Consider the following 22915-nt stretch of genomic DNA (forward strand, 5'->3'; position numbering starts at 1 on the left):
CACGGGGGATTGTTACCCTCTCATGCTACTGACTCTGCCGCTACCCGCGAAAGGCTGCGCTCCGGCGTCCTTATGCGGGGAGCAGAAGGACACCGGGGCGCAGTAAGCCGGGCACTCGAGGTCTGGGAGCCGGGCGGCTTAGAAGATGCCGCTTGCCTTGCGGCCGGTATCGGTCAGGGTGATTTCGCGAGAATCGCGGTTCTGGTCGTTACCGGTTGAGGTATCGCCGGCGATACGGCCGACCTGGGTGACGGTGATGTAGTTGCGCAGGCGGCCCTCTGAGGTGAGGCCGTCACCGAAGTTGAGGTTGGCAACCAGCTGGGTTTCACCGGCCTTGATGGGGTTGGCCAGGGTGACCAGGAAGCTGCGGGTTGAGGTTGCGGCATCAAAACCCAGGTCGCGGGTGTAGGCGCCGTTGAACCAGCCGGGGGTGATCAGGCGGTCAACGCCGGTGGGGCCCGATGCGGTCTTCCCGTCGATGCGGAAGGAGACCACGGGGAAGTCGCCGTAGTAGCGCTCAGTGCCTACGTTCTTGAGGCGCAGGGCGACGGGGTTGGACCAGGCGCCGTTGAGCATGCAGTACTGCTGGGTGCCGGTCATGGCGATGGTGCGGAAGCCGTAGGTAGCTTCGCCTGTGTAGCCTGCGGGTACTTCGTAGGGGCCGATGGTCTGGCCGACGCTCCAGGAGAGGGAGTAGGAGGCGTCGTCGCCTACGGTCTTGGCGATGGAGTAGGCGATGCCCGCGTTGATGCTGCCCTTATCGAGGTTCTGGGTGCCGCCCAGGTTGAAGGAGGCGGTTTCGGTCTTTGACCCGTTGACGCTCATGGTGACGGTCTGGGTCTTGGAGAGGTTCTGGGTGAGGTTGACGGGTGCTGAGGTGCTGTTGGTGGTTGAGATGGTACCGACGGGGGTGAAGTTATCGGTGACCTTGTAGACCATGGTGCGGTAGTCTTCCCAGGCGTTGCAGACGGGGCGGGCGTTGAGGATGTTGGCCGTGAGGGAGTCGCTCTTGTGGTAGGTCTCCACAATGGGCAGGGTGGCGTTGAAGGCCGGGGTTTCGGGGTAAAATTTTGTGGCACACCTTACTTTCCCTGTTGTTTACCCTGCGTTTACGGAGTGCTCTCTTGTCCAAGTTCGCCATGGGCGAATTAAATCAGGGGCAGGAGGTCCCAATTCCGCCCACTGAGCCGACCACGGGCGTCCGCCTGCCTCTCCACTAGACTGAGAAACAAAACCCCGCAACCCCTCAAGGAAGTCATGCCCATCAACAATGCAGAAGCCGTGACCATACTGACCACCGGCGGAACCTTCGACAAGGTCTACTCCGTAGCCGGTGAGCTTGAAATCGGTGAACCCTCAGTACCCGAGCTGCTCAGCTACGTGCTCACTGACACCGCTTTTGAGGTTCAAAGTGTGCTCAAGCTCGACAGCCTCGATATGGTTGATGCCGACCGCGCCGTACTGACCGAGGCTCTCAACGCCGTACAGAACGACCGCGTCATCATCACCCACGGCACCGACACCATGCCCGAAACCGCCCGCTACCTCGAAGCCAACGCCACCCTCGGCAACAAGGTAGTTGTGCTCACCGGGGCCATGCAGCCGGCGTCTATGCGAAAGTCCGACGCCAGCTTCAACCTGGGCGCAGCAGTCGCCGCCCTCAACCTGCTCGAACCCGGCGTCTACATTTCGATGAGCGGCCGTATTTTCCCTGCCTCCTCCGTAAAAAAGGACCGGGCCCGCGGCATCTTCGAAATTGCGTAAACCCTGGTGAGCTGGGCTATTGGCCGGTAGGCTTAAAACAAGCATCGGCCACCCACTGACCAGGAGGACCCCGTGAGCCAGTACCCCGGCAACGACAACACCACCGGTAACTACCAGTCCCAGCAGCCCCCCACCTACCCCAACCAGGCCCAGCCCCCGGCCTACTCGGCAAGCCAGCCCAGTCACTATACCGAGCAGGGAGCCTACGCTGGCTACGCCCAGGCCTATGGGCAGGGCCTACCCGCCCACATGGATGCCCCCGAGCGCCCGCAGGCCCTCAAGACCGCCAGCCTCATCATGTACGTGATGATTGGCCTGGGTGTTCTGGGGTCTATTCTGGGCACTATCTTCTACCAGGAGATTCAGCAGGCAACGAGCAACAGCATCCTCTCCCTCTTCAGCGGGATGATGACCGAAGAAGACATCGCTGCGGCGGAGGCTGAGATAACTGCGAGTACAGATACAGGTTTCGCCACTGCCGGCCTCATTATGGGTCTGGTCTTTGGTCTTATCTGGTCTGCCCTGCTCGTCTTCTTCACGATCATGATGAACAAGGGTCATAACTGGGCCCGTATCGTTCTGACTGTCGTGGCGAGCTTCCAGATTCTGAACCTGCTCATGGGGGCACTGACACTGCTTCTGGTCTTCCACTGGGCCATGCTGGTAGACCTGCTCGCTGGCGTGCTAGCTATCGTCTTTTTGGTCTTCGTCTGGAAGAACCCCGTCTCAACCTACATGCGTCAGATTAAGGCCTACCAGCAGTGGAAACTGCAGCAGGCCTACCTGGGCGCTGACCGGGGCCAGCGCTAGTGCCCCTGCCCCAACAGCCAGCCCCGGTGGCGGGCGGCGTCCTTTTGCCCGGGAGCCTGCGGACTGAAGCTACCGAGCTCCTTGCCCGCCTGACCGGCAACCCCGCCGCCGCCTTCCACCCCGGCCAGTTCGAGGCCATTGAGGCCCTGGTGCAGCAGCGCCGCCGGGCCCTGGTAATCCAGCGAACCGGCTGGGGTAAGTCGGCGGTCTACTTCCTCTCCGCTCTGCTCCTGCGCAGGCGGGGGAGCGGGCCCGCCCTCATCGTCTCGCCCCTGCTGGCCCTCATGCGCGACCAGGTAGAGGCCGCTGCCCGCGCCGGAGTGCGGGCAGCTATGGTCAACTCGTCGAATGTGACCGAGTGGGACGCCGTGCGCGCCCAGCTCGCTGCCGGTGAACTCGATGTGCTGCTGGTGGGCCCTGAGCGGCTCAATAACCCCTCCTTCCGCTCAGACTGGCTGCCCGAGCTAGTGCGGACCTGTGGCCTGCTGGTCATTGACGAGGCCCACTGCATCTCTGACTGGGGGCACGACTTCCGCCCCGACTACCGCCGTATCCGTGACCTGATCGCGGCCCTGCCCGCCGGCGTCCCCGTGCTGGCTACCACCGCAACCGCTAACGAGCGGGTGGTGCAGGACGTCGCCGAGCAGCTCGGCACCCGGCAGCAGGGTAGCGCGGGCTCCGCTGACGACGTGTTTATTCTGCGGGGCCCGCTGTCCCGCGACTCGTTACGCCTGGGCGTCCTTACCCTACCTACCGCCAGTGACCGCCTGGGCTGGCTGGCCACCCACCTTGGCAGCCTGCCGGGCTCTGGCATCGTCTACACCCTGACCGTCTCAGCGGCTGAAGATACCGCCACAGCCCTACGGGCTGCCGGCTACGAGGTGCTGGCCTATACCGGTAAAACCGACCCCGACGAACGGCGTGAGGCCGAAAGCGCCCTGAAAGAAAACCGGGTCAAAGCCCTGGTAGCTACCAGCGCCCTGGGGATGGGCTTTGATAAGCCTGACCTGGGGTTTGTGGTGCACCTGGGTGCTCCCTCCAGCGCCGTGGCCTACTACCAGCAGGTGGGCCGAGCCGGTCGTGGCGCTATCAAGGCCGATGTGCTCCTGCTGCCCGGCAGCGAAGATAGGGAAATCTGGGACTACTTCGCCACGGCCTCCATGCCGACCGAAGAAAACACCGGTGCCGTGCTGGCGGCGCTGACCGAGGCAACCGCCGCGGGCACAGAGCTGAGCGTGCCTGCCCTCGAAACCCGAGTCGATGTTAAGCGATCCTCTCTTGACCTGCTCCTTAAGGTCTTAGCGGTGGAAGGGGCTGTAGAACGCGGCACCCGCGGCTGGGTAGCGACCGGAGCCCCCTGGCATTACGACGCCCCCCGCTACGCCCGGGTGCGCCAGGCCCGTCAGCGCGAGCAGGAAGCCATGCTGGCCTACCAGCACACCGATACCTGCCGCATGGTCTTCCTCGCCCGCGAACTCGATGACACCACAGCCCGTCCCTGCGGCATCTGCGACGTGTGCGCTGGCCCCTGGTACCCCACCGGCTTTAATCCGGCCCTGACCGAGCAGGCAGGGGCGGCCCTGGCCCGCGTGGGCGTACTCATTGAGCCGCGCGGCATGTGGCCCACCGGCCTTGACCGCCTGGTTCCCCAGGCGGTACATGAAGTCACCGGTAAGCCCCTGCGTGGCAAGATCGCCGAGACTGAACGCGCTAGTGAGGGCCGGGCACTTGCCCGTCTGACCGACCTGGGCTGGGGTAACCGCCTGCGCGAGATTTTTGCCCCCAGCCCCGACGGGCAGGCTGCGGACGGCCCCGTCCCCGCCGACCTGGGCCGAGCCAGCCTGCAGGTGCTGGCTGAATGGGGCTGGGAAGAGCGCCCGGTCGCCGTTATCGGGCTGCCCTCGCCGGTGCGTCCGCAGCTGGCATCCTCGCTGGCCCGCGGTATCGCCGCAGCCGGACGCCTGGCCGACCTCGGCGACTTTGAACTGGTGGACGCCCCCGCCCACTTCGGCGGCAACAGCGTCTTCCGCTGTGCCGGGGTGCTGAACGCCTACCGCCTACCACCGGCGGCAGCCGACTATCTGGCGATCAACCCGGGCCCGGTTCTCGTCGTCACCGATAGAATTGACTCTCGCTGGTCAACCACCGTCACCGCCCGTATCTTGCGGGCAGCCGGTGCGACTGCCGTCCTGCCCTACGCCCTGGCCCTCACCAACTAAGCACGCGCCGAAGGAACCATGCCCCGATCCGCCCTGCCCACGCGTCCGCGCAACCCGCAGCACGAAGCCCTCATGCGCCAGGCCATTGACCAGGCAAAGCTGGCCCTAGCCAGTGACGATGTGCCTATCGGGGCGGTGGTTGTGGACGCCACCGGGCAGGTGATCGGGCACGGCTACAACCGGCGCGAAGCCGATGCCGACCCCACCGCCCATGCCGAAGTCATCGCCATTCGGCAGGCCGCCGAACACCTGGGTAGCTGGCGGCTAGAGGGCTGCACCCTGGTTGTTACCCTCGAACCCTGCCTCATGTGCGCCGGGGCTATCCTGCTGGCCCGCCTGCCCACCGTGGTGATGGGGGCCTGGGAAGAAAAAACAGGAGCTGCCGGGAGCGTCTACGACGTGCTGCGCGACCGCAAAGTCAACCACTGGGTAGAGGTCTACCCCGGCGTGCTTGAGAGCGAATGCGCCGAGCTGCTGACTACTTTCTTTAGAAAACATCGGTAGAGAGAAAATAGCTCTTCACACGAGTGATAGAAACCTGCAACCCTGCCCCGTCATCATGTATCTTTGAAAAAGAAACATTATTTTTTCAAATACGGTAAGGGGAAGGTGTGACCACGCAACAGGTAGAAGCGGTCGTCTATGCGCACCAAACACCGGTGGTCGAGGCGAGCACACGCCGCCCCGGGCGCACAAATAAGACCCAGCTCAAACTCTTTGAAGCCGCCATGGACATCATGAGCGAAGGCGGCCCCACCGCGACTACCGTAGAAGATATTGCTGAACGCGCCGGAGTCTCAAAGGGCACGGTCTACTACAACTTTGGGTCGAAGAAGACCATGATCGACCAGCTCCTGCAGTACGGTGCCAAGCTGCTGCTGGCCGAGATGACCACGGTCGCCAGTAATCATGACGACCCGCGAGAAGCCCTGCGGAGTGCTCTGCACGCCGCCATTATCTATCTGAGCGAGCACCCCGGCTTCGCTCGCCTGTGGGTCTCTGAACTCTGGCGGGCCGGTGCGGACTGGTCGCCCACCACCGACCTGATCCGTGCCGATATTATGCGCTTTATCCGCGAGCTCATTAGCCGTCTGGCTACCCGCTACACCGTGCGCACAGACCGCTCCATTGAGGGGGTTTCCCTCATTATCTTTGGTGCGGTCTTCATGCTCTCCATGGACGAAACCCGCCACGGCGCAGAACGCACCCCCGAAGAGGGAGCCGAGCTCGCCATGCTCACTATCGACGGGTATATCCAGGGCTAGAACCCCGCCCGCAAGCCCCATTGAGTTGAGTGACCGGGGTATCTAGGGTAAAATTTCCAGAGTTTGGTGACGTGTCCGAGCGGCCGAAGGTGCAACACTCGAAATGTTGTGTACGGTAACCCCGTACCGAGGGTTCAAATCCCTCCGTCACCGCCAGTGATAAAAACCCGTTTCCCCTAGTGAGAGCTAGAGGGAGCGGGTTTTTTCATGCCCAAAAGAGGCCCCGTGACATAAATATGACATAAATCTGCCCAGCAAGTCGGCATTAAGGCGGGCTTCGGGTGCCCCTGCTGCGGGCTGGTTTCGAGGTGCTGAGAGGGGCGGGCGGGTAGCGGTGCCAGCGAGCGCGGTTAGGGTATGCGCGGTGGGGCGCTAGGGGCAGCGTATAGGCGGCGGGTTAGTGCTGCTGGGCGTACGAGGGCAACGGACGGCGGTAGGGCCGGTGAGCTTGCTGCGGTGTCGAGTGGCGCGGGGGTATCTGGTGGCCGGGTGTGGTGTCGGCTTGGGGTTCGCCGGGTTGTGGGGTGTTCCCTTGGGGTGGTTGGCTCCCATGAGGTCAGGGGGCGCGGACTGCTGGCCGGTGTGGGTGACTGGCTGCGGTGGTGCGTGTGGTCAGTGATTTATTGGGTTCGCCTGTATAGACCTCATAAATATGCGAACTTGGTCGAATGTTTTTCAGGGTGCGGGGGGAGAGGATAGGAACGCCCCGGGTAGTGTCCACGGGCTACGGTGCTAGAGAATTTACCGCCCCCCCTGGGGGTGCTAGGCCCGGTGGTGGGTGGTGCGCTTGCTGGCTGTGCGAGTACAGCCCTAACGTCTGTGGAAAAAGGTCGGGGGGATATTTCCCTATACCGAGGGGAGTGACTGACCTTTGCCGGGGTGGGGGATAGCCCCCTACCCCCTTCTGTGCGCTGTGTATGCCGTTTTGCGGGGCTGGGATAGGTGGGGTGGCTCAATACCTGTGCGTGCTGTGTTCGGGGCTGTAGGCGTTAATTCTGGCTCATACGCGGCCTATGAGGGGTGACTGGTAGGGTGAGAGAGCGCCCGACCCCGAGATAGTTGCTGTATTTCGGAGCCGGGTGTCTTTTGTGCGTTCTGCCTGAGTGGTGTTGGGGGTTAGGCGCTGGTGTCGCCGTGTTGCTGCTGGCAGAAGATAGAACAGAACCGGCTAGGGCTATTCTCTGGTACGAGGTCAGCGCAGACCGGGCAGGTATCAAGGCGGGCAGCGGCCAGGGCAGCGAGCGCGGCGCGGTCATTATCGGTGAGTTGGATAGCGGCGGTGATGGACTCTAGGGGCGTGGTGGTCAGGGTGTCGAGGGCTGCGCGTAGGGTGGCGGTGGTCTTATCCTGCTGCGGGGCCGGGTGCGGTTGGCTGTGGGCTAACACGGCTCTTACCTGCTCTGGGGTGGCGGGTGCGTGGTTAGGTGCGTAGGAGGGTTGGGCGCTCCATAAGAGGGCGGCGGCTTCGAGGTGCTGCGTACATTCTAGGTGGGCTGCTGCTGACTCCCACACATAAGCCTTGATATAAGCCAGAGCGTTTAGGGCGGTGCGGGCAGCTGCGGCATGGTAGGCGGGGTGGGCGCTGGTGGTGTACCCGGTTAGGGCGTTTGCGAGGTGGGCTAGTTCGGTGTCGGTCAGAGCCGGGGCCGGGGCTGGTGGGGTTTGCTGCTGGCTGGTGGTGCTCATGGTTCCCAGATTAACAGGGGTGGGCGGTGTTGTGTTTCGGTCATGGTACCGGCTGGGCTAGGGCTATGAGCTATGGGGTATTGCCCATTCTTCGAGCTGCTGGGCTATCTGCTCAAAGGTCAGTGAGTGCTCTGCTACCTGGACAACGAACTGTGCTTGCTCGTTATCTTCAAGCACCTCTAGCGGGAGAATATCCCAGCCGTTCAGGTACATGAAAAGGACGGTGCAGGTGTAGGCGGTGCGTTTGTTGCCGTCCGTAAAAGGGTGATTCTGTACTAGGGCCTCTAAGAGGGCTGCGGCCTTGTTGAAGATACCGGGGTAAAGTTCGTGGCCTGCGTAGCTGGTGGCAGGGCGGGCTAGGGCGCTTTCTAATAGGTGCTCCCCGCCGGGTTTGAGGTGCTGGCCCGGTGCTAGGTGGGCGTGTACTGCTAGGGCTTCAGATAGGGCCACATATCGCATAGGGGCGGGCGGGGGTGCTACTGAGTGGCGAGGATAGCGTTTACACCCTCTAGGCGGTCGAGGACGGTTTCTAGCGCGTCTTGGAAGTCCTGGGTGGTGTCTGTGGTTTCGTGAGCGGTTGCGGTCATGGTGGGGGCGCTCCTTTCGCTGTTGGTCTGCTGGTGTGGGTTAAGCCTAGCGTTAAGGGCGGGGTGGTGGCTAGGTGCTGGTGGTGTGTCTGCGAGCGCTCGCATACGGTTGGGGGTCTGCTGCTCTGCTCGTTGTGGTGGCCGTGGGTGCTGGTGTCTGGTCGAGGGGCTGGGATAGCTAGGGGCCGGTGTCTGTGCGTTCGATAAGCCGGGGTGTGCGGTGCTGGCCGGTAGGTGTGGGGCTGGTGGCGCTCTTCATCGTCTAAGGCTCTGCCGTTGGGGGAGTGGTGGCGCTGGTGCTAGCCGGTGGTTGTGGTAGCTGCTGTGGGGGTGCAATTCTTGCAGGTGCAGATTTTGCACCGGGTGCAATTTCTCGCCCCCCTCCCCCTTAGACCCCCGCCCCCTGCGCCGGTCAAGTACCGTCCGGCTCGTAGAGTAAGGCGCGGGGCAGGACGGCAACGGCACAATCACAGGCGGGGGTCTTGCTCTTTCATAGTGCTCTTTAAATACTTGCTCTTTCTCTTACTCTTTTGTGTGACAAATTGTCACATGTATGTGTGATAAATTCTCACATCTGGGCTGTTCTGGTGTGACATATTGTCACATCTGAGGTGTGATAAATTGTCACTTTTGCCGATTCAGGGGGTGCAATTAGGTGTGATGAAAAGTCACTTTTGACCTGGTTTGACGTACGTCAGGGGTGACGTATACGTCAAAATGACGTAGCGGCGTGACACTGTTGTCAGGGGGTGACAATCTGTCACCTGACACGGCTGTCATGTTCCCCCAACTGACTAGGCTATTTACTTCCTGCGAGGGGTCGCAGGTTGCGAGGGTCGCACCCCTGCGAGGGGGGTCGCATAGGTGCGAGAGCCTAACCTCAACCTACGGCGGGGCGGGACTCAACAGGGCAGAGAAAAGCACCCCCTGAAACACGTTCAAGGGGTGCCCTACTCAACCACGCTAGGCCGATTCCTCATAACGAGCCAGTGCCGCTAACTGCCTAGCCCGTTCGTCCTCTAAGTCCTCAGACTCAAACCACGGGTGAGACTTCCCGTTATCCTGCTGGCTACCACTGACCAGAGCAACAGACTCTACCGGCTTCGAGGTATCAGCTAGAGACAACGGGGGCAGCTGTTCAGAGGTGGTGTCTTCGAGGTCTGGCAGGTCGCCCGCTGGCTCTACCTGCTGGGCCGGTTCCTCCCACACCTGGGCGGGCGGCTGCGGCTCTGCTACATCGTTCAGGTGAGAGTGAGATACACGGTCACGCCGCACTGCCTTTCGCTTTCGTTTTGCAGATTCCTGGGCCTTGAACTCCCGAGCCAGCTGCTCGCCTACCACCGGGTCGCACTGTGCTATAAGCTCTTGTAAATTCAGATACGCTTTAGACGACTTCGAGACTGGCAGCTTTTCACTAGTGCGAAAGATACGCATATCGCCGCCGTGACGACTGATAAGCCCCCGCCACATAAGTTCGTGAAAGGCCCTATTTACGGTTTCACGGCTGCAACCTATCTCAGCTGCAATAGTGGCCTGTGAGTACCAGCTCGCCCCGCCGTGGTCTGTGTTGGTGGCTTCGGCAATGCGCACTAGAACCAGTTTCGCAACAGGGGTAAGCCCGTACACACCCATAGCAAGCACTACGCGATAGTGCGGACTATACGCGATTTCTTCCAAGGGCTTTTTCACTACATGTTCAGCTCTCACTACCTTTCACCTCTCTTTCCTGGTTACTCATTCGGTTGATTCATGGGCTAGTTTCCTTTCCGCTGGCCCGCCGGTGTCTCTGGTGGTTGCGCTCGAACGGGTGGGCTGCTGCTCTATTTGTTTCCAAGGGTGTGTTCGTTTCCCCGGGGTGGGGCGCTCGCTGGCTGGTGTGGCCGGTCAAGCGCCCCGGGGTATCGGGTGCATGGGGCCGGGGTTCCCTTGCCTGCGCCCGTGCTTATGGCGGGGTGGCTACTCTTCCCCGGCGAACAGGGTCAGCCAGTAGGCCGACACTTTGCCGCTTGTCTCGTCACGTCCCGGCGCGATAAGACCAGCGTTTTCCAGTGACGCGTAATCGTCCTCAACCAACAGCGCATCTTCCAGGTTCTCCACAGGGGTGTAATCGCACTCGTACTCCCGGGCTGAGAAGATAACGAGGTACTGGGCGAACAGGTGCGCGGCGACATCTGCCCAGTTCTCTGAGTCCGTTTTGACGGCGTACTCTTCGATACGGTCGGCAGCTTCCAGCAGGTGAGCCGCTGCGTTCACCGGGCGGTTAAGGTCTACCATCTCGCCCATGTGGTCAATCACCTGATGAACCGCTTTCAGGTACTCGCTCACCGCCTCCCCGGTCAGGTACATAGGCGCATGGACGGCGTAGGCTGCGGTGACGGTGTTAGTGTCCCGGTCGTGGTTCAGGGTGTATTCCATGTTCTCTAGCACCTTGTCGGGGGCTAGGGTGTACTGCTCGTAGTAGTCGCTTGTCTCTGCTGCTGGGCTGGCTTCGAGGGTGCCCCGGTGGATATTCAGGGCCAGCGACTCAAAGAGGGGGCGCGGCACCTCTAGGGCTACCTGCTGCGGGATAAACACGCCGCCGTCTTGGTGAACCTCATAAGCAAGGCGGCCGGTAGTGGGTTCGGTGCCAGCGAGCGCGTTTAGGCTATCGAGGGTGTTGGCGGTCATGGCTACGGTGGTCATTTGGGGGACTCCTTTAGTTAATCGTTGGGTTGGGGTCAATGCGGTCGATTGCGAGATTCATTTCTTCAAGGCTGGTTGCGTCTGACTCGAACCAGTTAAGGCAGTAGCCCGTAATGTCGCCGTCCTTGTCCTTAAAGATGTCGATTAGTCCCACAGCTTCGAGGGTGTCGTATTCAATGCCCATGCAACCATCGGGGGCAAACCGTGGGCTGACTGAGTGGGCTGCGTAATCGCGGTTGATTACCAACCCGGCGTAGATTTCAAAGGTGGCGAACAAGGGGTTTGCCCTAGCGTCTTCATCAATGTGAGGTGCCCCGTGGTCAAAGAGGGCGGCAACCTCAGCAAGATGGGCGGCGATATTGCGAGGGGTGCATTTGTAGCACTCGTAGGTATCTGCGGTGGTGGTGGTCATTATTGGTTATCCTTTCGGGTGAGATGGGTGGGCAGGGTTCGGGGCGCTGGTGAGATGGGCAGCGCGTCCCCGTCCCCTTGTAAGGCTTCGAGATGGTCGAGGATAACGCGGGCAGCGTCTAGGCGGTTGCGGGCCTCTTGCTCCATTCCTGGGCGTAGTGCCCAGACCCCTACCGGCCCGCCGTGGCGCTGTCTGCGGGTAGAGCGGGTGTAACCGGCATGGCGCATAAGAGGACGAACCACAGGGTCAGCAAATGCCCCGCCCCAACGCCGTGCATTGGTGGGTTCCCCAACCCTGTGCAGGTTGTCAGCAACACAGGTTCCGGTGCTGGTCAGGTCTTCAAGAATGGCTACCTGTACCCGCGCCCGCCATAGGGTCAGAGCGTCCGGCGCTACAGGCTTCGGGGGAGTGGCCGGTGTAATCGTCATAGGCCGGGTTTCCTTTCTAGTAGTCGGCGTTAGCGGTAATGATGTGCTGGGCTAGAACCTGCTCCACATGCTCCCGGTCGTAAAGCACATGGCCGCCTATGCGGTGGTAGTCGAACATGTACTTTCGGTGTCGCCACACAGCCAGAGTGTTCACCGGTATACCGGTAAGTTCGTGCAGCTGGGCGGGGGAGTAAAACCGGGTGGTGTCTGCCCTGCGGGTGGGGCTTTTACGGCGGCGCTCCCTGCGGTTCGGTGCTGGCTCTGAAACATCTGGCAGGGCAGCAAGGGCGGTGGCGGTCACTGGGCATCACCTCCTACAGGCCGGGCGGTAGGCAGGTAGGAATAACGCACCTGGCACAGTGGGCAAATCTCAAACTGCGGGGCCAGCTTCCCGCCTGCGGTATAAGCGGTGGTGCCGGGCCGGTAATGGTGCTCCCAGGTTCCTCCCTGTGGCTGCTCACCGCACAGGGCCGGGGCTGTGGGTCGGTGGCTGTGGAAGTAGTGCAGCAAGGTCACACTCTGCGGCGGGGTAGGGGTGGTGCGTAGTTGGTTCAAATCTTCGGGGGTCAGCTCATGCACGGTCACGGGCTAGGCTCCTTTCTTCTGCGAGGTTTCGGGGGCATGGGCGCGGTCGCGGGTTACGGCGGCGTAGTAGGCGTTGATGGTGGCAACAAATTCATGAAGCTGGTCGATGGTCATTCCGTCCCCTACTTCTGGTGTGTCCACGATGTAGCGCGGGTTATCCCCGTGGGTGCCGATGATGGTTTCACAGACGGTCGCCCCTCCCATGAAGAGGTGAGCGCCCCAATAGGCGACACTGTGCCCGTCTGTGTCGGGTCGGGGCTGGAAGATTGCCCCGGGTAGGTCGGGGTGGGTAATGGTAAGCTGGTTGGTGTCAGTCATGGGGGTTGTTCCTCCTTGGTTGATGGTTTGATTACCGCGCTCGCTTTGGTCGGCTGGTGCGCGGTCTTTTTTCTTCTGGCCCCGGCTGCTCTGTGAGTGGTCGGGGCAATTCTTTTAAGCGGTGGCCGTCTGCTGGGCGGCGGCTGCGCGGCGGGCGGTTTCTTTCTCTACCTGTTCGCGTTCCCATCGTTCTACGTCTTCGAGCCGGTAGCGGATATTCCGCCCTACCTTGAAAGACGGGGGCAAGTCGCCGCCTGTTGCTCGTAGACGGTAGAGGGCTTTGGGGGTGATTCCTAGGCGGGTGGCGGTGGCTTCGAGCGAGAGGTTTACACCGCTCTCTGTGGTTGCCGTGGTCACGTACTGAACCTCCTTAGTGGTTTTCATGGTTTCAGCCTAGTAGATTTCAATGAGTACAAAATCAACTATGCAGCAACTATTTTTTAGTGTCAAGTAGTTTTCAGCATTGCCGCTTATTCTCTTTTCGGGTTATGGTTTAGGCATGGCAGAGAAGAAAGCACCTAACCCCCAGGACGTTCGAATAGGGCAGAACCTTGCAAGGTTTCGCGGGGCTATGTCCCAAGCTGAGTTAGCTAAGAAAATGCGCGATATGAATAAAGGTCATAAATGGTCGCAAACAACAGTGTGGACAGTTGAAAAGGGCGAACGACCCTTGAAGCTCGCTGAGGCGGATACCTTAGCCGAGATTCTGGGCATAAATTTAGATGCGCTACTGGAAGATGCTGTACAGCAAACGCGATATGAGCTGAGAAGGATAAACCTAGAGGTCAAAGAGAATTTGGTGCGCGTAGCTGGTTCATTCATTGGTTCACTCATGTCACACAACGCCGCAAGGGACGTCTATGAAGTCCTTAGAAACAGCGGGGAGTTAACTTCAACTGAGGTTGAAGAGTTTGAAAAGGAGCTGGCTGAGCAAGAAAAGTACCTGAAAATTTTTGCGGAAGGACTGACATTCGAAAATATGGATAACCTGCTTGAACAGGAAGCCTAACGATGGCTTCGGTTCACAAGTACGAGGTTAAGAACGGGCGTAACGAGCGTGACCGCACCCGCTGGCGAGTCCAGTACAAGACCCCTACAGGCGAGTGGACACACAAACGCGGGTTCAAAACCAAGGCAGAAGCCCAACAGTTTATGAGCGGCGTTGAGGTCGCCGTCTCTCGAAACGAGTACGTGACCCCCGCAGACTCCCGCGCCACAGTCGGGCAGCTAGCCCCGGCATGGCTACACAAGAAAGAAACAAGTCTCAGGCCCTCTTCATACCGGCCCCTAGAAGCTGCATGGCGCAACCATGTCGCCCCCGTCTGGGGCAAACGCGCCCTGAAAACTATCCTCCCTACAGAAGTAGAAGCATGGATAGCCGATTTACAGCGCGGCACCACAGCCAGCGGGCGCAAAGCGGTCGGCGCGTCTATGGTCATACGGTGCCATGAGATTCTAGCCGGGGTGCTAGATGACGCGGTGAAAGACAAGCGCCTATTGGTAAACCCTGCCCGGGGCGTGAAGCTCCCCAAAAAGTCCAAGCGCTCCAACGTCTACCTGACCCATGAGCAGATTGGGGCGCTCGCCGCTGCGTCCGGTCGCCCCGAGCTTATTTACACCCTGGCCTATACCGGCATTAGGTGGGGTGAAGCCACGGGGCTACAGGTGCAAGATGTTGATTTCATGGCCGGGGTGCTGCGTATCTCTCGCAACCTGGTGGAGCTGACCCCGCACAAAGTCCAAGAGGGTGCCCCTAAGAGCGGTAAGGCGCGGTTGGTGCCGTTCCCGCCGTTCATTAGCGAGCATTTGCGGGCAGCGTGCCGGGGCAAGATTGGGGCCGCGCCGGTGTTCACCGAACCGGACGGCAGCCTGTTAAAGCGTCCGCAGTCTCAGAGCGGTTGGTTTATCAAGGCCGTTGCCGCTGCGGGTATCGAGAAGCACATTACCCCGCACGATTTACGGCACTCTGCCGCGTCTTTCGCGGTGGCTTCGGGTGCGCCGGTGAACCTGATTCAAAGAATGTTGGGCCATGAGTCGGCGGCTATGACCCTTGATGTGTACGCGGACTTGTTCGAGTCTCAGCTAGGCACGGTGTCGGCTGCTATGGACGCGGCTTATAGGGCGGCTGTAAGCGGTGGTGAGAGCGCTGGTTCGTGACATAAGGCGTGACATAAACGTGACATAAATTTGCCCAGCAAGCGGTAATTTTCCTATAACTCCATAAGCTGTTTTCCCTAGTCAGAACGGTTCTAGGGGGTGTGGTTAGGGGGTCTTTTAGAGTTCAAATCCCTCCGTCACCGCCAACGATAAAAACCCCGTTTTTCCTAGTCAAACTGGGAATAAGCGGGGTTTTTGCGCCCCGAAAACAGCCTATCCGCAACATTTCCGCACATAAATACCACGTAAATGCGTATGACGGTGATACTCGTTTGCCCTCCACCTCTTTACGGGCTAGTGCCCAGTGGTAGCTTTTAACTATGCGTATTAAAGTTCTGGACCACCCCCTGGTCGACCACAAAATTACCGTTCTTCGCGATAAGAACACCCCCTCCCCGATTTTCCGCCAGCTTGTTGACGAGCTCGTCACCCTGCTGGCCTACGAGGCTACCCGCGAGATTCGCGTTGAGCCGCGCGAAGTTGAAACCCCGGTTGCTACTACCGTCGGTTCACACATCGCCAACCCCCGCCCCCTGATTGTGCCGATCCTGCGCGCCGGTCTGGGCATGCTGGAGGGTATGACTCGCCTGATCCCTACCGCTGAGGTGGGCTTCCTGGGTATGGCCCGCAACGAGGAAACCCTGGATATCGTCACCTATGCCGAGCGTCTCCCCGAGGATCTCACCGGTCGGCAGGTCTACGTGCTTGATCCCATGCTGGCAACCGGTGGCACCCTGATTGAGTCCATCAAGTTCTTGCGCGCTCGCGGTGCTGAGCACATCACCTGTATATGCGTACTGGGTGCTCCTGAGGGTATCGAGGCGCTCGAGAAGGGCGTTGATGGCCTTGAGAATGTTGACCTCTTCCTGGCTGCTCAGGACGAGCGCCTCAACGAAAAGGCATACATTGTGCCCGGTCTGGGCGATGCCGGTGACCGCCTGTACGGGGTCGCTGAGTAGGGTTTAGCCCACTGCTTTAGTTGAGGGGCAGCTCGCCGGATGGCGGGCTGCCCCTTGTGTTGTGGGGGGGCGGCGGACGGTCCCGCGCGGGGTTGGTGCGTGATGGTGGATATATTGCATGGTGAGATTCCCCCGTCAAGGGGTATTGACAAATAGCTTTTGGGTGTTCTAGTTGTCAAGTTTTTTCATTGGGTAAAAGTATGCAGAAAACCGGACTTTAGCGTGCCTTATCTATACTTCAGGGTGTAAAAATATGCCGTTGAATGTAAGGATTTTCATGTTTGCTGACACCCACCCAGAGGCTAGACTCAGATAAGTTGAAAAAATACGCGAATATTACTTGCTTTAAATGCAAATTCGGACAACGATTAAAAATAGACAGCAGACCCACCCGCACACACGGTTTTCTGTCTAGCGGAACCACACACGAATGCTCAACTCATACAGGGAGAAGGTAGGCAAAATGTCAGGTGCACCGGGGTATGTTCACATCTCGCAGCGCAACCGTTCTGCCGCTCAGCGCCAGCAGGGCGCAGCCGGTCATAGTCGCGGTATTGCAAAGCAGCAGCCTGCTAATCTTCGCCCTATGACCTATAAGCCTGAGCCTCCGCGCGTAGCTGCGCAGGAGAACGAGGCGCGTGGTTTCGTTATTTATGTTGGCCTTAGCGAAGAAGCTGCGGCTCATCATGGAACCTCTCTAGTGCGAATCGTCCAAGACACCCGTGCCTACGTGCAGAACCAGGTGCTGGGCGCCGAATCTTATGCAGCCGTGGCGCTGGCTCCCGCCGATGCGCAGGGTAGCGACCTTGAGGTCGTCCGCAATGCTTTGGGTGATCCCACCGCTGTGCACTACCAGCCTGAGGCGGCTGTGGCGTCCGCCCATCACACAGGTGAGGAATCAAAGCCCGCCCATTCTGTGGGTGTACTGATTGACCTTTCCCGTCGCGAGGTTTACCTGGACGGCGAGCTGCTCAACCTTACCTACAAGGAGTTTGAGCTCCTCAACTACCTGGTCGAAAACGGCCAGCGCACCGTTGCCCGCGAAGAGCTGCTGACCAGCCTGTGGCGCGACGCTGAGGAAATCCCCAACGAACGTACCATCGATGTCCACATCCGTCGTCTGCGCTCTAAGCTGGGTCGCCTGTCGAACACCGTGCGTACCGTGCGCGGCCAGGGTTACCGCTTCTACGAGCACCCCGAGGTTGTTGTCTGGGCAGCACCGGAGTACTCCATCTAGGCTCACACCGATCAGACGGGAGCGCCGCACTCAGCTATGCAGGCTGGCTGCGGCGCTCTTTGTGTGCGCGGACGTTCCCGCCCCGGCTGCCTGCTGCCGGGTGAGCGGGCGGTAGTAGAGTAGAGGGCATGACTGTTCCCTCTCTGAAAACTTCTCTTGTTGGCTCTGGCCCCCTCAAAACTGTCTTTCTGCACGGCCTGTTGGGGCGGGGCAAGAACTTCACCCGTATCGCGAAGGGGCTGGGTGAGGGGGTGCAAACCCTGCTCGTTGACCTACCCAACCACGGGGCGAGCTACTGGACAGAGAGTTTCGACTACCGGCAGATGGCAGATCTGGCGGCTGAAGCCGTTGAAGAATTCGGGGCTGGGGAGCCTGTGGTGCTGATGGGCCACTCGATGGGTGGCAAAATCGCTATGCTGCTGGCCCTGCGCCACCCCCACCTGGTGAGCAAGCTGGTCGTTATCGATATCGCCCCGGGGGAATCTAAGGGTAGCTTTGAGATTCTCATGGATTCTATGCTGAACCTGCCGATCGACACCTACACTACCCGTTCCCAGGCCGAAGCTGACCTGGCAGTCAATGTGCCAGCTGCCGGCACCCGAGCTTTTCTTCTACAGAATCTGACCATGTCAAAAGCCGGTAACTCCTGGGAACCCAACCTACAGATGCTCCGTCGCCACCTGCCCGAGATTATGGGCTGGCCGGGGGCTGACGGAGTTTTTGAGAAGCCGGTACTGTGGGTCGCAGGTGGGGAGTCCCCCTATATTACAGATGCCGACCTTGAGCGCATGAAACGGCTTTTCCCCCTGGTGCGCCGTGTGGTGATTAAGGGAGCCGGGCACTGGGTACACTCTGAGAAGCCTGAAGAGACCATTTACCTGCTCAAGGCTTTTCTGGGCGTTCGGTAGAACCGTTGTCATAGAGGGCAACCTTGGGCGACCAAGGTGAATTGGATGGCTTCTCAGAGTAAAGTCATAAATCAGTAGACTTACTGCATGAGGAGAGCTATGACCCCACCACCTGCCCACCAGCCCCCAGAGAACTCAACCGAAGCACAAGCGTCCGCACCGACTGCTGCCCCCTCCACCCGGAGATCCCGGGCAGGGCAGCTCATTAAGGACGTCATCTACCCCCACAATATCCACCCCGCGCTCGTGCCGGGCGTCTCCGTCGACGACCAAAAGATACGATACGGACTCGATAAACCACTCTTTACCGTGGTCGCTCTGCTGATTATCGGGTTTGTCACCTGGGGCGTCATTAACCCCGACCAGGTGCTTGCCTACTCGACAACCGCCCTGACCTGGGTGATGACTAACCTGGGCTGGGTCTTTACCTCACTGGCTGCCGGGCTCGCTGTTCTTCTACTACTACTTGCTTTCTCCCGCTACGGGCGCATCCCGCTAGGCCTTGACGGCGAAAAACCCGAGTACTCAACAGCCTCCTGGGCCGCCATGCTCTTTGGCGCCGGCATCGGTATCGGCATTATCTTCTTCGGCCCCTATGAGCCTCTCACCTACTATCTTTCCCCGCGACCAGGAGCTTACGAAGCCGCTAGCCCCGAAGCGATCACCGGTGCCATGGCCCAGTCCGCGCTACACTGGGGAATCAATGCCTGGGCTATCTACGCTATCGTTGGGCTAGCCGTCGCCTACGCCTCCTACCGCCGCGGGCGCGTCCCCCTGATGAGCGCAATCTTAGAGCCCCTCTTCGGTAACAAAACCGGCTCACCCTGGTCACGTCTCATCGACGGTCTTGCCATCGTCGCGACCCTCTTCGGCACTGCGGCGTCTCTAGGTATCGGGGCGCTTCAAATCGCCCACGGTACCCAGCTCGTTACGGGCTGGAGCACCACCGGAAACACCCTAGCGCTCATCATTATCGTGGCGTTGACTATCGGCACCATTATTTCTGCGGTGTCGGGCGTATCGAAGGGAATTCGGCTCCTTTCCAACATCAATATGGGCCTGGCAGTAGGTCTCGCTATCTTTATCTTTGTCGTGGGCCCTACCGCTTTTCTGATGAATATTATTCCCGCGACCATTATTGAGTATGTGGGCACCCTGCCCGATGCCCTATCAGCCAACATGGCTGAAAGTGAAGAAATGCAGGCCTTCCTCTCAGCCTGGACCACCTTTTACTGGGCCTGGTGGGTCAGCTGGGCGCCCTTTGTGGGTGTTTTTGTTGCCAAGATTTCCCGTGGGCGTACCATCCGCCAGTTCATCTTAGGCGTTCTTTTTATCCCCTCTACGATTATCATCCTGGCCTTTACTATTCTCGGCGGTACGACGATCTGGCTCCAGCGGGAGTCAAACGCTATTGCCCCTGACGGCACCGCAGCGAGCATCCCTCCCGCTCAAGAAATATTCTTCGTGGTGCTTGATCAGCTACCCGGTGCCCAGTTCATTGCCCCCTTGGTTATCGTGATGCTGGCAATTTTCTTTATCACTACCGCTGACTCTGCATCGCTGGTTAATTCTCAGCTCTCCCAGCGCGGCAACCCCGCACCCCGGCGATTGATTACTGCTTTTTGGGCGCTATGCATGGCCGGGATTGCGGTCGTCATTTTGCTCACCGGCAGCGAGAACGCGCTCCAGGGGCTACAGAACCTCATCACGGTTACTGCCTTCCCGTTCGCTATTATTCTGGTGCTGATCTGCGTTTCTTTCTTGAAAGAGCTACGCACTGACCCGATGGTAATTCGTCAGCAGTACGCCCGAACCGCGGTAGAGAACGCAGTGCATCACGGCGTCAATGACTTTGGTGATAACTTTGCTCTGGCGGTTGAGCCGACCGACCCGTCGAGTGAATATGCCACCGGCGCTGATTTTGACTCAGCTGCTCCAGAGGTTACTGACTGGTACGTGCGGCGAGACGAGGACGGCAACGAGGTGAGCTACGATTACCAGCTCGGTGAGTACACTGACGAGATCCCGGTGGTGCCGGCTCCCGAGGATGCCCCCTGGGTGGATCAGGACGAGGGTGCGCGCCCTGGTACGGCAAAGGGTGGAGCCGAGTAGGATGGTTCTATGACCGATTTCGCCCTTCCCCGTCACGATGCCCGCACCCTCATTATCATGCGTCACGCTGAAGCTGACTGGGGGCTTGATGACTTCAACCGTCCGCTGACCCGCCGTGGGAGCGAGCAGGCCCAGCGGGCCGGGGAATGGCTGAAAGAGAAGGGGCTGATACCCGAGATGCTGGTCAGCTCAGCGGCACTACGAACCAGGCAGACCACTACCTGGGTTTCAGATGCCCTGGGGGAGAAAGCACCCACTGCCAGCCTGGACGAACGCCTCTATAACGCGCCGGCTTCAGCTCTGCTCACAGCTATCAATCGCACCCCCGCCGGGGTGCAGTCCCTGATGCTGATTGCCCATCTACCCGGGGTTCAGGATGCCGCCCTGCAGCTGGCCCGCCCCGATTCAGAGTATGAGGCGCTCATGGATGCCTCCTATGGGTATGCCCCGTCGTCCCTGACCGTTTTTGAAGTAACGGGCGACTGGGATCAGCTAATTGAGGGGGAAGCCCGCCTCACCCACTTCGCGACCTTCTAGCGGACGTCCGCGCCGGTGGAGCGTCCGCACCTGTGGCGCTAACCGCCAAATGTGGCGGCGGCATCGCCACATTTGGCGGTTAGCGGCACACCTGCCAGCAGAGTGCCGTGAAGGTGCAGAAAAACCCCGGTCGACCAAGGTCAACCGGGGTTTTGTGGCGGAGACGGGGGGATTTGAACCCCCGGTCGAGTTTAACCCCGACCCTTCATTAGCAGTGAAGTCCATTCGGCCGCTCTGGCACGTCTCCATAGTCTGTGTAGAGGCTCGTCAACGTGGCCTAGCAACACAGCTCTACCCATACTAGCGACAAAAGTAGCGGCGGTCAAAACCCCGTGGGATACAGGCGTTCACCCTGGAGGTGGCTGAGACCAGCTTGATATACTGGCATAGATAGCGTCCAACACTCAGCGGTAAGGAAATAGGCGTGTCAGAATCGTATAACCAGCACGACCCGCAGAATTCAGGTCAGAACTACGGCTCCTACAGTGCCCCCAGCGAGCAGCCCTACGGCCAGAACTACAACCAGCCCTACGGCCAGGTTGCTGTAAACCCCGATGGGCAGAAGCACGCCCAGAACGCCATGATTTTCGGTATTCTGTCCATCGTGATTGCGGGCCTCGGCGTGGTTTTTGGCCCCCTTGCCCTTTCTCAGGTTCGTAAGGCTGAATCCTACGGAGCTGAAGCAACCGTCGGTAAGGTCACCGGCTGGATCGGTCTGGTTCTGGGCATCCTCTCCCTGCTGTTTATTATCGCCTACATTGCCTTTATCGTTATTCTGATTGGCACCGCCGGCACTTCTTCTAGCTACTAATACTAGAAGTTTTTGACGTAGAACGAGCGGGGGCAGGCTGAGGCTTGCCCCCGCTTCTGTCTCTGAACCCGGGTATGAAAAAGCCCGCTCCCTTACGGAAGCGGGCTTCGTGGCGGATGGTGTGGGATTTGAACCCACGAGACGGGGTTGCCGCCTACTGGTTTTCAAGACCAGCTCCTTCGGCCGCTCGGACAACCATCCAAACTGTGCTGAGCACTTCTACCATGGTACACAGTTGCCGCCCTAAAGCAAAATAGTGGTCTTTGTGCCCTTGCTCTCGTTAGGCTGAGGTGTAAGGGTGGGAGGTAAGCGTCCGTCCGCCTAGCTGCCCCGGTAAGGGGCAGAAAACCCTGTGAGAAAAGGAGTCCCCATGCGCGCCATCCTCGAAGAAGAACACGGCGGCCCCCAGGTGCTGGTCGTGAGCGAGCAGCCTACGCCGACACCCGGCCCCGGCCAGGTACTGCTGCGCGTGGCGGCCAGCGGGGTAAACCGGGCGGACGTCTCCCAGCGGCAGGGCTTTTACCCTCCTCCCCCTGGGGCTAGTTCCATCTACGGCCTGGAGGTCTCGGGCACGGTGGAAGCCGTGGGGGAGGGCGTCGATGAAAGCTACCTGAACCTGGAGCGGGTCGCCCTGCTCGCTGGCGGTGGGTATGCCGAGTACGTGGCGGTGGATCTGAGCCATACCCTGCCGGTGCCCGAAGGCACCAGCCTCGAAGACGCCGCCGGCCTCATCGAGGTGGCTGCAACGGTCTACTCCAACCTGGTTCTTACCCTGGGAGTTGCACCCCGCCCCGAGGGTAACGACGGTAAAACCCTGCTCATTCACGGTGGTACCGGTGGCATCGGCACCCACGCTATCGAGCTGGCCCGAGCCCTGGGGCTGCAGGTTTTTGCCACCGGCGGTAGCGACGAAAAATGTGACTTCATTCGGGCGCTGGGTGCTGAGGCTATCAACTACCGCACTCAAGACTTTCGCGAAACCGTCCGCCAGCTGACGGACGGACGCGGGGTTAACTACATTCTGGACGTTGTGGGTGGAGCCTACCTAGAAGAGAACATTAAGACCCTGGCGGTAGATGGCTCTATGGCCGTCATTGGCCTGCAGGGCGGGCCCAAGGGGCAGCTCAACCTGGGCTATATGCTCCCGCGCCGCTTGAGCGTGCACGCCACCTCCCTGCGCTCGCGGTCGGCTGCTGATAAGGCCCGCATCGTCGATAGTGTGGGGCAGCTCGTGTGGCCCCTGATCGAAAGCGGGGAGATCTCGAACCATACCAGCGCCGTCTTCCCGCTTGAGCGGGCATCAGAAGCCCACGCCCATTTAGAAGCCGGGGAGCACCGTGGCAAAATCCTGCTGACCCCCTAAACCGCGGGCGTCCGCGCATCTGCAGCGGGCGCCCTGCCGGCCGGTGAACGAAAAGCGGCGCCACAAGCGTCGTAA

24 protein-coding genes, 3 tRNA genes and 1 pseudogene are annotated in these 22915 nt (G+C 60.0%); 15 read left to right on the forward strand and 13 right to left on the reverse strand.

Going from position 1 to position 22915, the window contains the following annotated elements; translation table 11 throughout:
* Positions 1-138: 138 nt before the first annotated feature.
* Positions 139-1026: a hypothetical protein gene (locus HWU94_RS01605; RefSeq protein WP_185174024.1), complete on the reverse strand. Its 888-nt coding sequence runs from the start codon at positions 1024-1026 to the stop codon at positions 139-141.
* A 231-nt stretch (positions 1027-1257) separates the two neighbouring features.
* On the opposite strand from HWU94_RS01605, the gene HWU94_RS01610 reads away from it, so the two are divergent.
* The 6 genes from HWU94_RS01610 to HWU94_RS01635 all read left to right on the forward strand — a co-directional run bounded on the left by HWU94_RS01610 (position 1258) and on the right by HWU94_RS01635 (position 6214).
* Positions 1258-1764, forward strand: coding sequence for an asparaginase domain-containing protein (locus HWU94_RS01610; protein WP_185174025.1), 507 nt, complete (start codon positions 1258-1260; stop codon positions 1762-1764).
* 72 nt (positions 1765-1836) lie between these two features.
* Complete coding sequence (locus HWU94_RS01615) at positions 1837-2574, forward strand: hypothetical protein (protein WP_185174026.1); 738 nt, start codon at positions 1837-1839, stop codon at positions 2572-2574.
* Positions 2574-4793, forward strand: coding sequence for a RecQ family ATP-dependent DNA helicase (locus HWU94_RS01620; protein ID WP_409348797.1), 2220 nt, complete (start codon positions 2574-2576; stop codon positions 4791-4793). The genes HWU94_RS01615 and HWU94_RS01620 overlap by 1 nt, the downstream gene beginning before the upstream one ends.
* 18 nt (positions 4794-4811) lie before the next feature.
* A complete protein-coding gene (gene tadA, locus HWU94_RS01625) occupies positions 4812-5297 on the forward strand; it encodes a tRNA adenosine(34) deaminase TadA (protein ID WP_185174027.1) in 486 nt (161 codons plus the stop codon).
* A 107-nt stretch (positions 5298-5404) separates the two neighbouring features.
* Entirely contained in the window at positions 5405-6058 is a 654-nt protein-coding gene (locus tag HWU94_RS01630) for a TetR/AcrR family transcriptional regulator (RefSeq protein ID WP_244955991.1), read from the forward strand.
* Positions 6059-6123: 65 nt separating this feature from the next.
* Positions 6124-6214: transfer RNA gene (locus HWU94_RS01635), tRNA-Ser, on the forward strand.
* Positions 6215-7174: 960 nt separating this feature from the next.
* On the opposite strand, the gene HWU94_RS01640 is transcribed toward HWU94_RS01635, so the two are convergent.
* The 10 genes and pseudogenes from HWU94_RS01640 to HWU94_RS01680 form a co-directional block, all read right to left on the reverse strand.
* Positions 7175-7744, reverse strand: coding sequence for a hypothetical protein (locus HWU94_RS01640; protein ID WP_185174028.1), 570 nt, complete (start codon positions 7742-7744; stop codon positions 7175-7177).
* Between the two features lie 63 nt (positions 7745-7807).
* Positions 7808-8194 carry a type II toxin-antitoxin system death-on-curing family toxin gene (locus HWU94_RS01645; RefSeq protein WP_185174029.1) on the reverse strand — a complete coding sequence of 129 codons (387 nt, stop codon included), beginning with the start codon at positions 8192-8194 and terminating at the stop codon, positions 7808-7810.
* 1100 nt (positions 8195-9294) lie between these two features.
* The gene (locus HWU94_RS11575; RefSeq protein ID WP_244955992.1) at positions 9295-9606 is read right to left on the reverse strand and encodes a hypothetical protein; all 312 of its coding nucleotides are present in this window, start codon (positions 9604-9606) and stop codon (positions 9295-9297) included.
* A gap of 162 nt (positions 9607-9768) precedes the next feature.
* Positions 9769-9963, reverse strand: a pseudogene (locus HWU94_RS11735) (helix-turn-helix domain-containing protein); the annotation flags it as partial.
* 324 nt (positions 9964-10287) lie between these two features.
* The gene (locus tag HWU94_RS01655) at positions 10288-11013 is read right to left on the reverse strand and encodes a hypothetical protein (protein WP_185174031.1); all 726 of its coding nucleotides are present in this window, start codon (positions 11011-11013) and stop codon (positions 10288-10290) included.
* 13 nt (positions 11014-11026) lie between these two features.
* Positions 11027-11425 (reverse strand): hypothetical protein, encoded by a 399-nt coding sequence (locus tag HWU94_RS01660; protein WP_185174032.1) that lies wholly within the window; start codon positions 11423-11425, stop codon positions 11027-11029.
* Positions 11425-11853 (reverse strand): hypothetical protein, encoded by a 429-nt coding sequence (locus HWU94_RS01665; RefSeq protein WP_185174033.1) that lies wholly within the window; start codon positions 11851-11853, stop codon positions 11425-11427. Before HWU94_RS01665 ends, HWU94_RS01660 begins: the two co-directional genes overlap by 1 nt.
* Before the next feature lie 16 nt (positions 11854-11869).
* Positions 11870-12154, reverse strand: coding sequence for a helix-turn-helix domain-containing protein (locus HWU94_RS01670; protein WP_185174034.1), 285 nt, complete (start codon positions 12152-12154; stop codon positions 11870-11872).
* Positions 12155-12441: 287 nt separating this feature from the next.
* Positions 12442-12756, reverse strand: a complete 315-nt coding sequence (locus tag HWU94_RS01675) for a hypothetical protein (RefSeq protein WP_185174035.1) — start codon at positions 12754-12756, stop codon at positions 12442-12444.
* Between the two features lie 114 nt (positions 12757-12870).
* Positions 12871-13140 carry an AlpA family transcriptional regulator gene (locus HWU94_RS01680; protein ID WP_185174036.1) on the reverse strand — a complete coding sequence of 90 codons (270 nt, stop codon included), beginning with the start codon at positions 13138-13140 and terminating at the stop codon, positions 12871-12873.
* A gap of 115 nt (positions 13141-13255) precedes the next feature.
* Between HWU94_RS01680 and HWU94_RS01685 the strand changes: the two genes are divergently transcribed.
* The 7 genes from HWU94_RS01685 (at position 13256) to HWU94_RS01715 (ending at position 20666) form a co-directional block, all read left to right on the forward strand.
* Positions 13256-13765 (forward strand): helix-turn-helix domain-containing protein, encoded by a 510-nt coding sequence (locus HWU94_RS01685; protein ID WP_185174037.1) that lies wholly within the window; start codon positions 13256-13258, stop codon positions 13763-13765.
* 2 nt (positions 13766-13767) lie between these two features.
* Positions 13768-14913, forward strand: coding sequence for a tyrosine-type recombinase/integrase (locus tag HWU94_RS01690; protein ID WP_185174038.1), 1146 nt, complete (start codon positions 13768-13770; stop codon positions 14911-14913).
* 320 nt (positions 14914-15233) lie between these two features.
* Positions 15234-15872: a uracil phosphoribosyltransferase gene (gene upp, locus HWU94_RS01695; RefSeq protein WP_185174039.1), complete on the forward strand. Its 639-nt coding sequence runs from the start codon at positions 15234-15236 to the stop codon at positions 15870-15872.
* Positions 15873-16335: 463 nt separating this feature from the next.
* A complete protein-coding gene (locus tag HWU94_RS01700) occupies positions 16336-17109 on the forward strand; it encodes a winged helix-turn-helix domain-containing protein (protein WP_185174040.1) in 774 nt (257 codons plus the stop codon).
* Positions 17110-17237: 128 nt separating this feature from the next.
* The gene (locus HWU94_RS01705; RefSeq protein WP_185174041.1) at positions 17238-18017 is read left to right on the forward strand and encodes an alpha/beta fold hydrolase; all 780 of its coding nucleotides are present in this window, start codon (positions 17238-17240) and stop codon (positions 18015-18017) included.
* Positions 18018-18116: 99 nt separating this feature from the next.
* Positions 18117-20129 carry a BCCT family transporter gene (locus tag HWU94_RS01710; RefSeq protein WP_185174042.1) on the forward strand — a complete coding sequence of 671 codons (2013 nt, stop codon included), beginning with the start codon at positions 18117-18119 and terminating at the stop codon, positions 20127-20129.
* A 9-nt stretch (positions 20130-20138) separates the two neighbouring features.
* Positions 20139-20666 (forward strand): histidine phosphatase family protein, encoded by a 528-nt coding sequence (locus HWU94_RS01715; RefSeq protein WP_185174043.1) that lies wholly within the window; start codon positions 20139-20141, stop codon positions 20664-20666.
* Positions 20667-20821: 155 nt separating this feature from the next.
* Here the strand turns inward: HWU94_RS01715 and HWU94_RS01720 are convergent.
* Positions 20822-20913: transfer RNA gene (locus tag HWU94_RS01720), tRNA-Ser, on the reverse strand.
* A 177-nt stretch (positions 20914-21090) separates the two neighbouring features.
* Between HWU94_RS01720 and HWU94_RS01725 the strand changes: the two genes are divergently transcribed.
* On the forward strand, positions 21091-21477 hold the full coding sequence (locus HWU94_RS01725) for a DUF4190 domain-containing protein (RefSeq protein WP_185174044.1): 387 nt from the start codon (positions 21091-21093) through the stop codon (positions 21475-21477).
* Positions 21478-21587: 110 nt separating this feature from the next.
* Here HWU94_RS01725 and HWU94_RS01730 read toward each other — a convergent pair.
* A tRNA-Ser gene (locus HWU94_RS01730) sits at positions 21588-21678 on the reverse strand.
* Positions 21679-21847: 169 nt separating this feature from the next.
* On the opposite strand from HWU94_RS01730, the gene HWU94_RS01735 reads away from it, so the two are divergent.
* A complete protein-coding gene (locus HWU94_RS01735; protein ID WP_185174045.1) occupies positions 21848-22840 on the forward strand; it encodes an NAD(P)H-quinone oxidoreductase in 993 nt (330 codons plus the stop codon).
* Positions 22841-22915: the final 75 nt, after the last annotated feature.

It is taken from the genome of Rothia nasimurium, assembly GCF_014217215.1.
Taxonomy (GTDB): domain Bacteria; phylum Actinomycetota; class Actinomycetes; order Actinomycetales; family Micrococcaceae; genus Rothia; species Rothia avistercoris.

Excerpts from the sequence above, each read along its gene's own strand:
- HWU94_RS01610 (WP_185174025.1), top strand. The coding sequence starts at position 1,258 with ATGCCCATCAACAATGCAGAAGCCGTGACCATACTGACCACCGGCGGA.
- tadA (WP_185174027.1), top strand. The coding sequence starts at position 4,812 with ATGCCCCGATCCGCCCTGCCCACGCGTCCGCGCAACCCGCAGCACGAA.
- HWU94_RS01640 (WP_185174028.1), bottom strand. The coding sequence starts at position 7,744 with ATGAGCACCACCAGCCAGCAGCAAACCCCACCAGCCCCGGCCCCGGCT.
- HWU94_RS01655 (WP_185174031.1), bottom strand. The coding sequence starts at position 11,013 with ATGACCACCGTAGCCATGACCGCCAACACCCTCGATAGCCTAAACGCG.
- HWU94_RS01660 (WP_185174032.1), bottom strand. The coding sequence starts at position 11,425 with ATGACCACCACCACCGCAGATACCTACGAGTGCTACAAATGCACCCCT.
- HWU94_RS01665 (WP_185174033.1), bottom strand. The coding sequence starts at position 11,853 with ATGACGATTACACCGGCCACTCCCCCGAAGCCTGTAGCGCCGGACGCT.
- HWU94_RS01675 (WP_185174035.1), bottom strand. The coding sequence starts at position 12,756 with ATGACTGACACCAACCAGCTTACCATTACCCACCCCGACCTACCCGGG.
- HWU94_RS01680 (WP_185174036.1), bottom strand. The coding sequence starts at position 13,140 with ATGAAAACCACTAAGGAGGTTCAGTACGTGACCACGGCAACCACAGAG.
- HWU94_RS01685 (WP_185174037.1), top strand. The coding sequence starts at position 13,256 with ATGGCAGAGAAGAAAGCACCTAACCCCCAGGACGTTCGAATAGGGCAG.
- HWU94_RS01690 (WP_185174038.1), top strand. The coding sequence starts at position 13,768 with ATGGCTTCGGTTCACAAGTACGAGGTTAAGAACGGGCGTAACGAGCGT.
- upp (WP_185174039.1), top strand. The coding sequence starts at position 15,234 with ATGCGTATTAAAGTTCTGGACCACCCCCTGGTCGACCACAAAATTACC.
- HWU94_RS01700 (WP_185174040.1), top strand. The coding sequence starts at position 16,336 with ATGTCAGGTGCACCGGGGTATGTTCACATCTCGCAGCGCAACCGTTCT.
- HWU94_RS01705 (WP_185174041.1), top strand. The coding sequence starts at position 17,238 with ATGACTGTTCCCTCTCTGAAAACTTCTCTTGTTGGCTCTGGCCCCCTC.
- HWU94_RS01710 (WP_185174042.1), top strand. The coding sequence starts at position 18,117 with ATGACCCCACCACCTGCCCACCAGCCCCCAGAGAACTCAACCGAAGCA.
- HWU94_RS01715 (WP_185174043.1), top strand. The coding sequence starts at position 20,139 with ATGACCGATTTCGCCCTTCCCCGTCACGATGCCCGCACCCTCATTATC.
- HWU94_RS01735 (WP_185174045.1), top strand. The coding sequence starts at position 21,848 with ATGCGCGCCATCCTCGAAGAAGAACACGGCGGCCCCCAGGTGCTGGTC.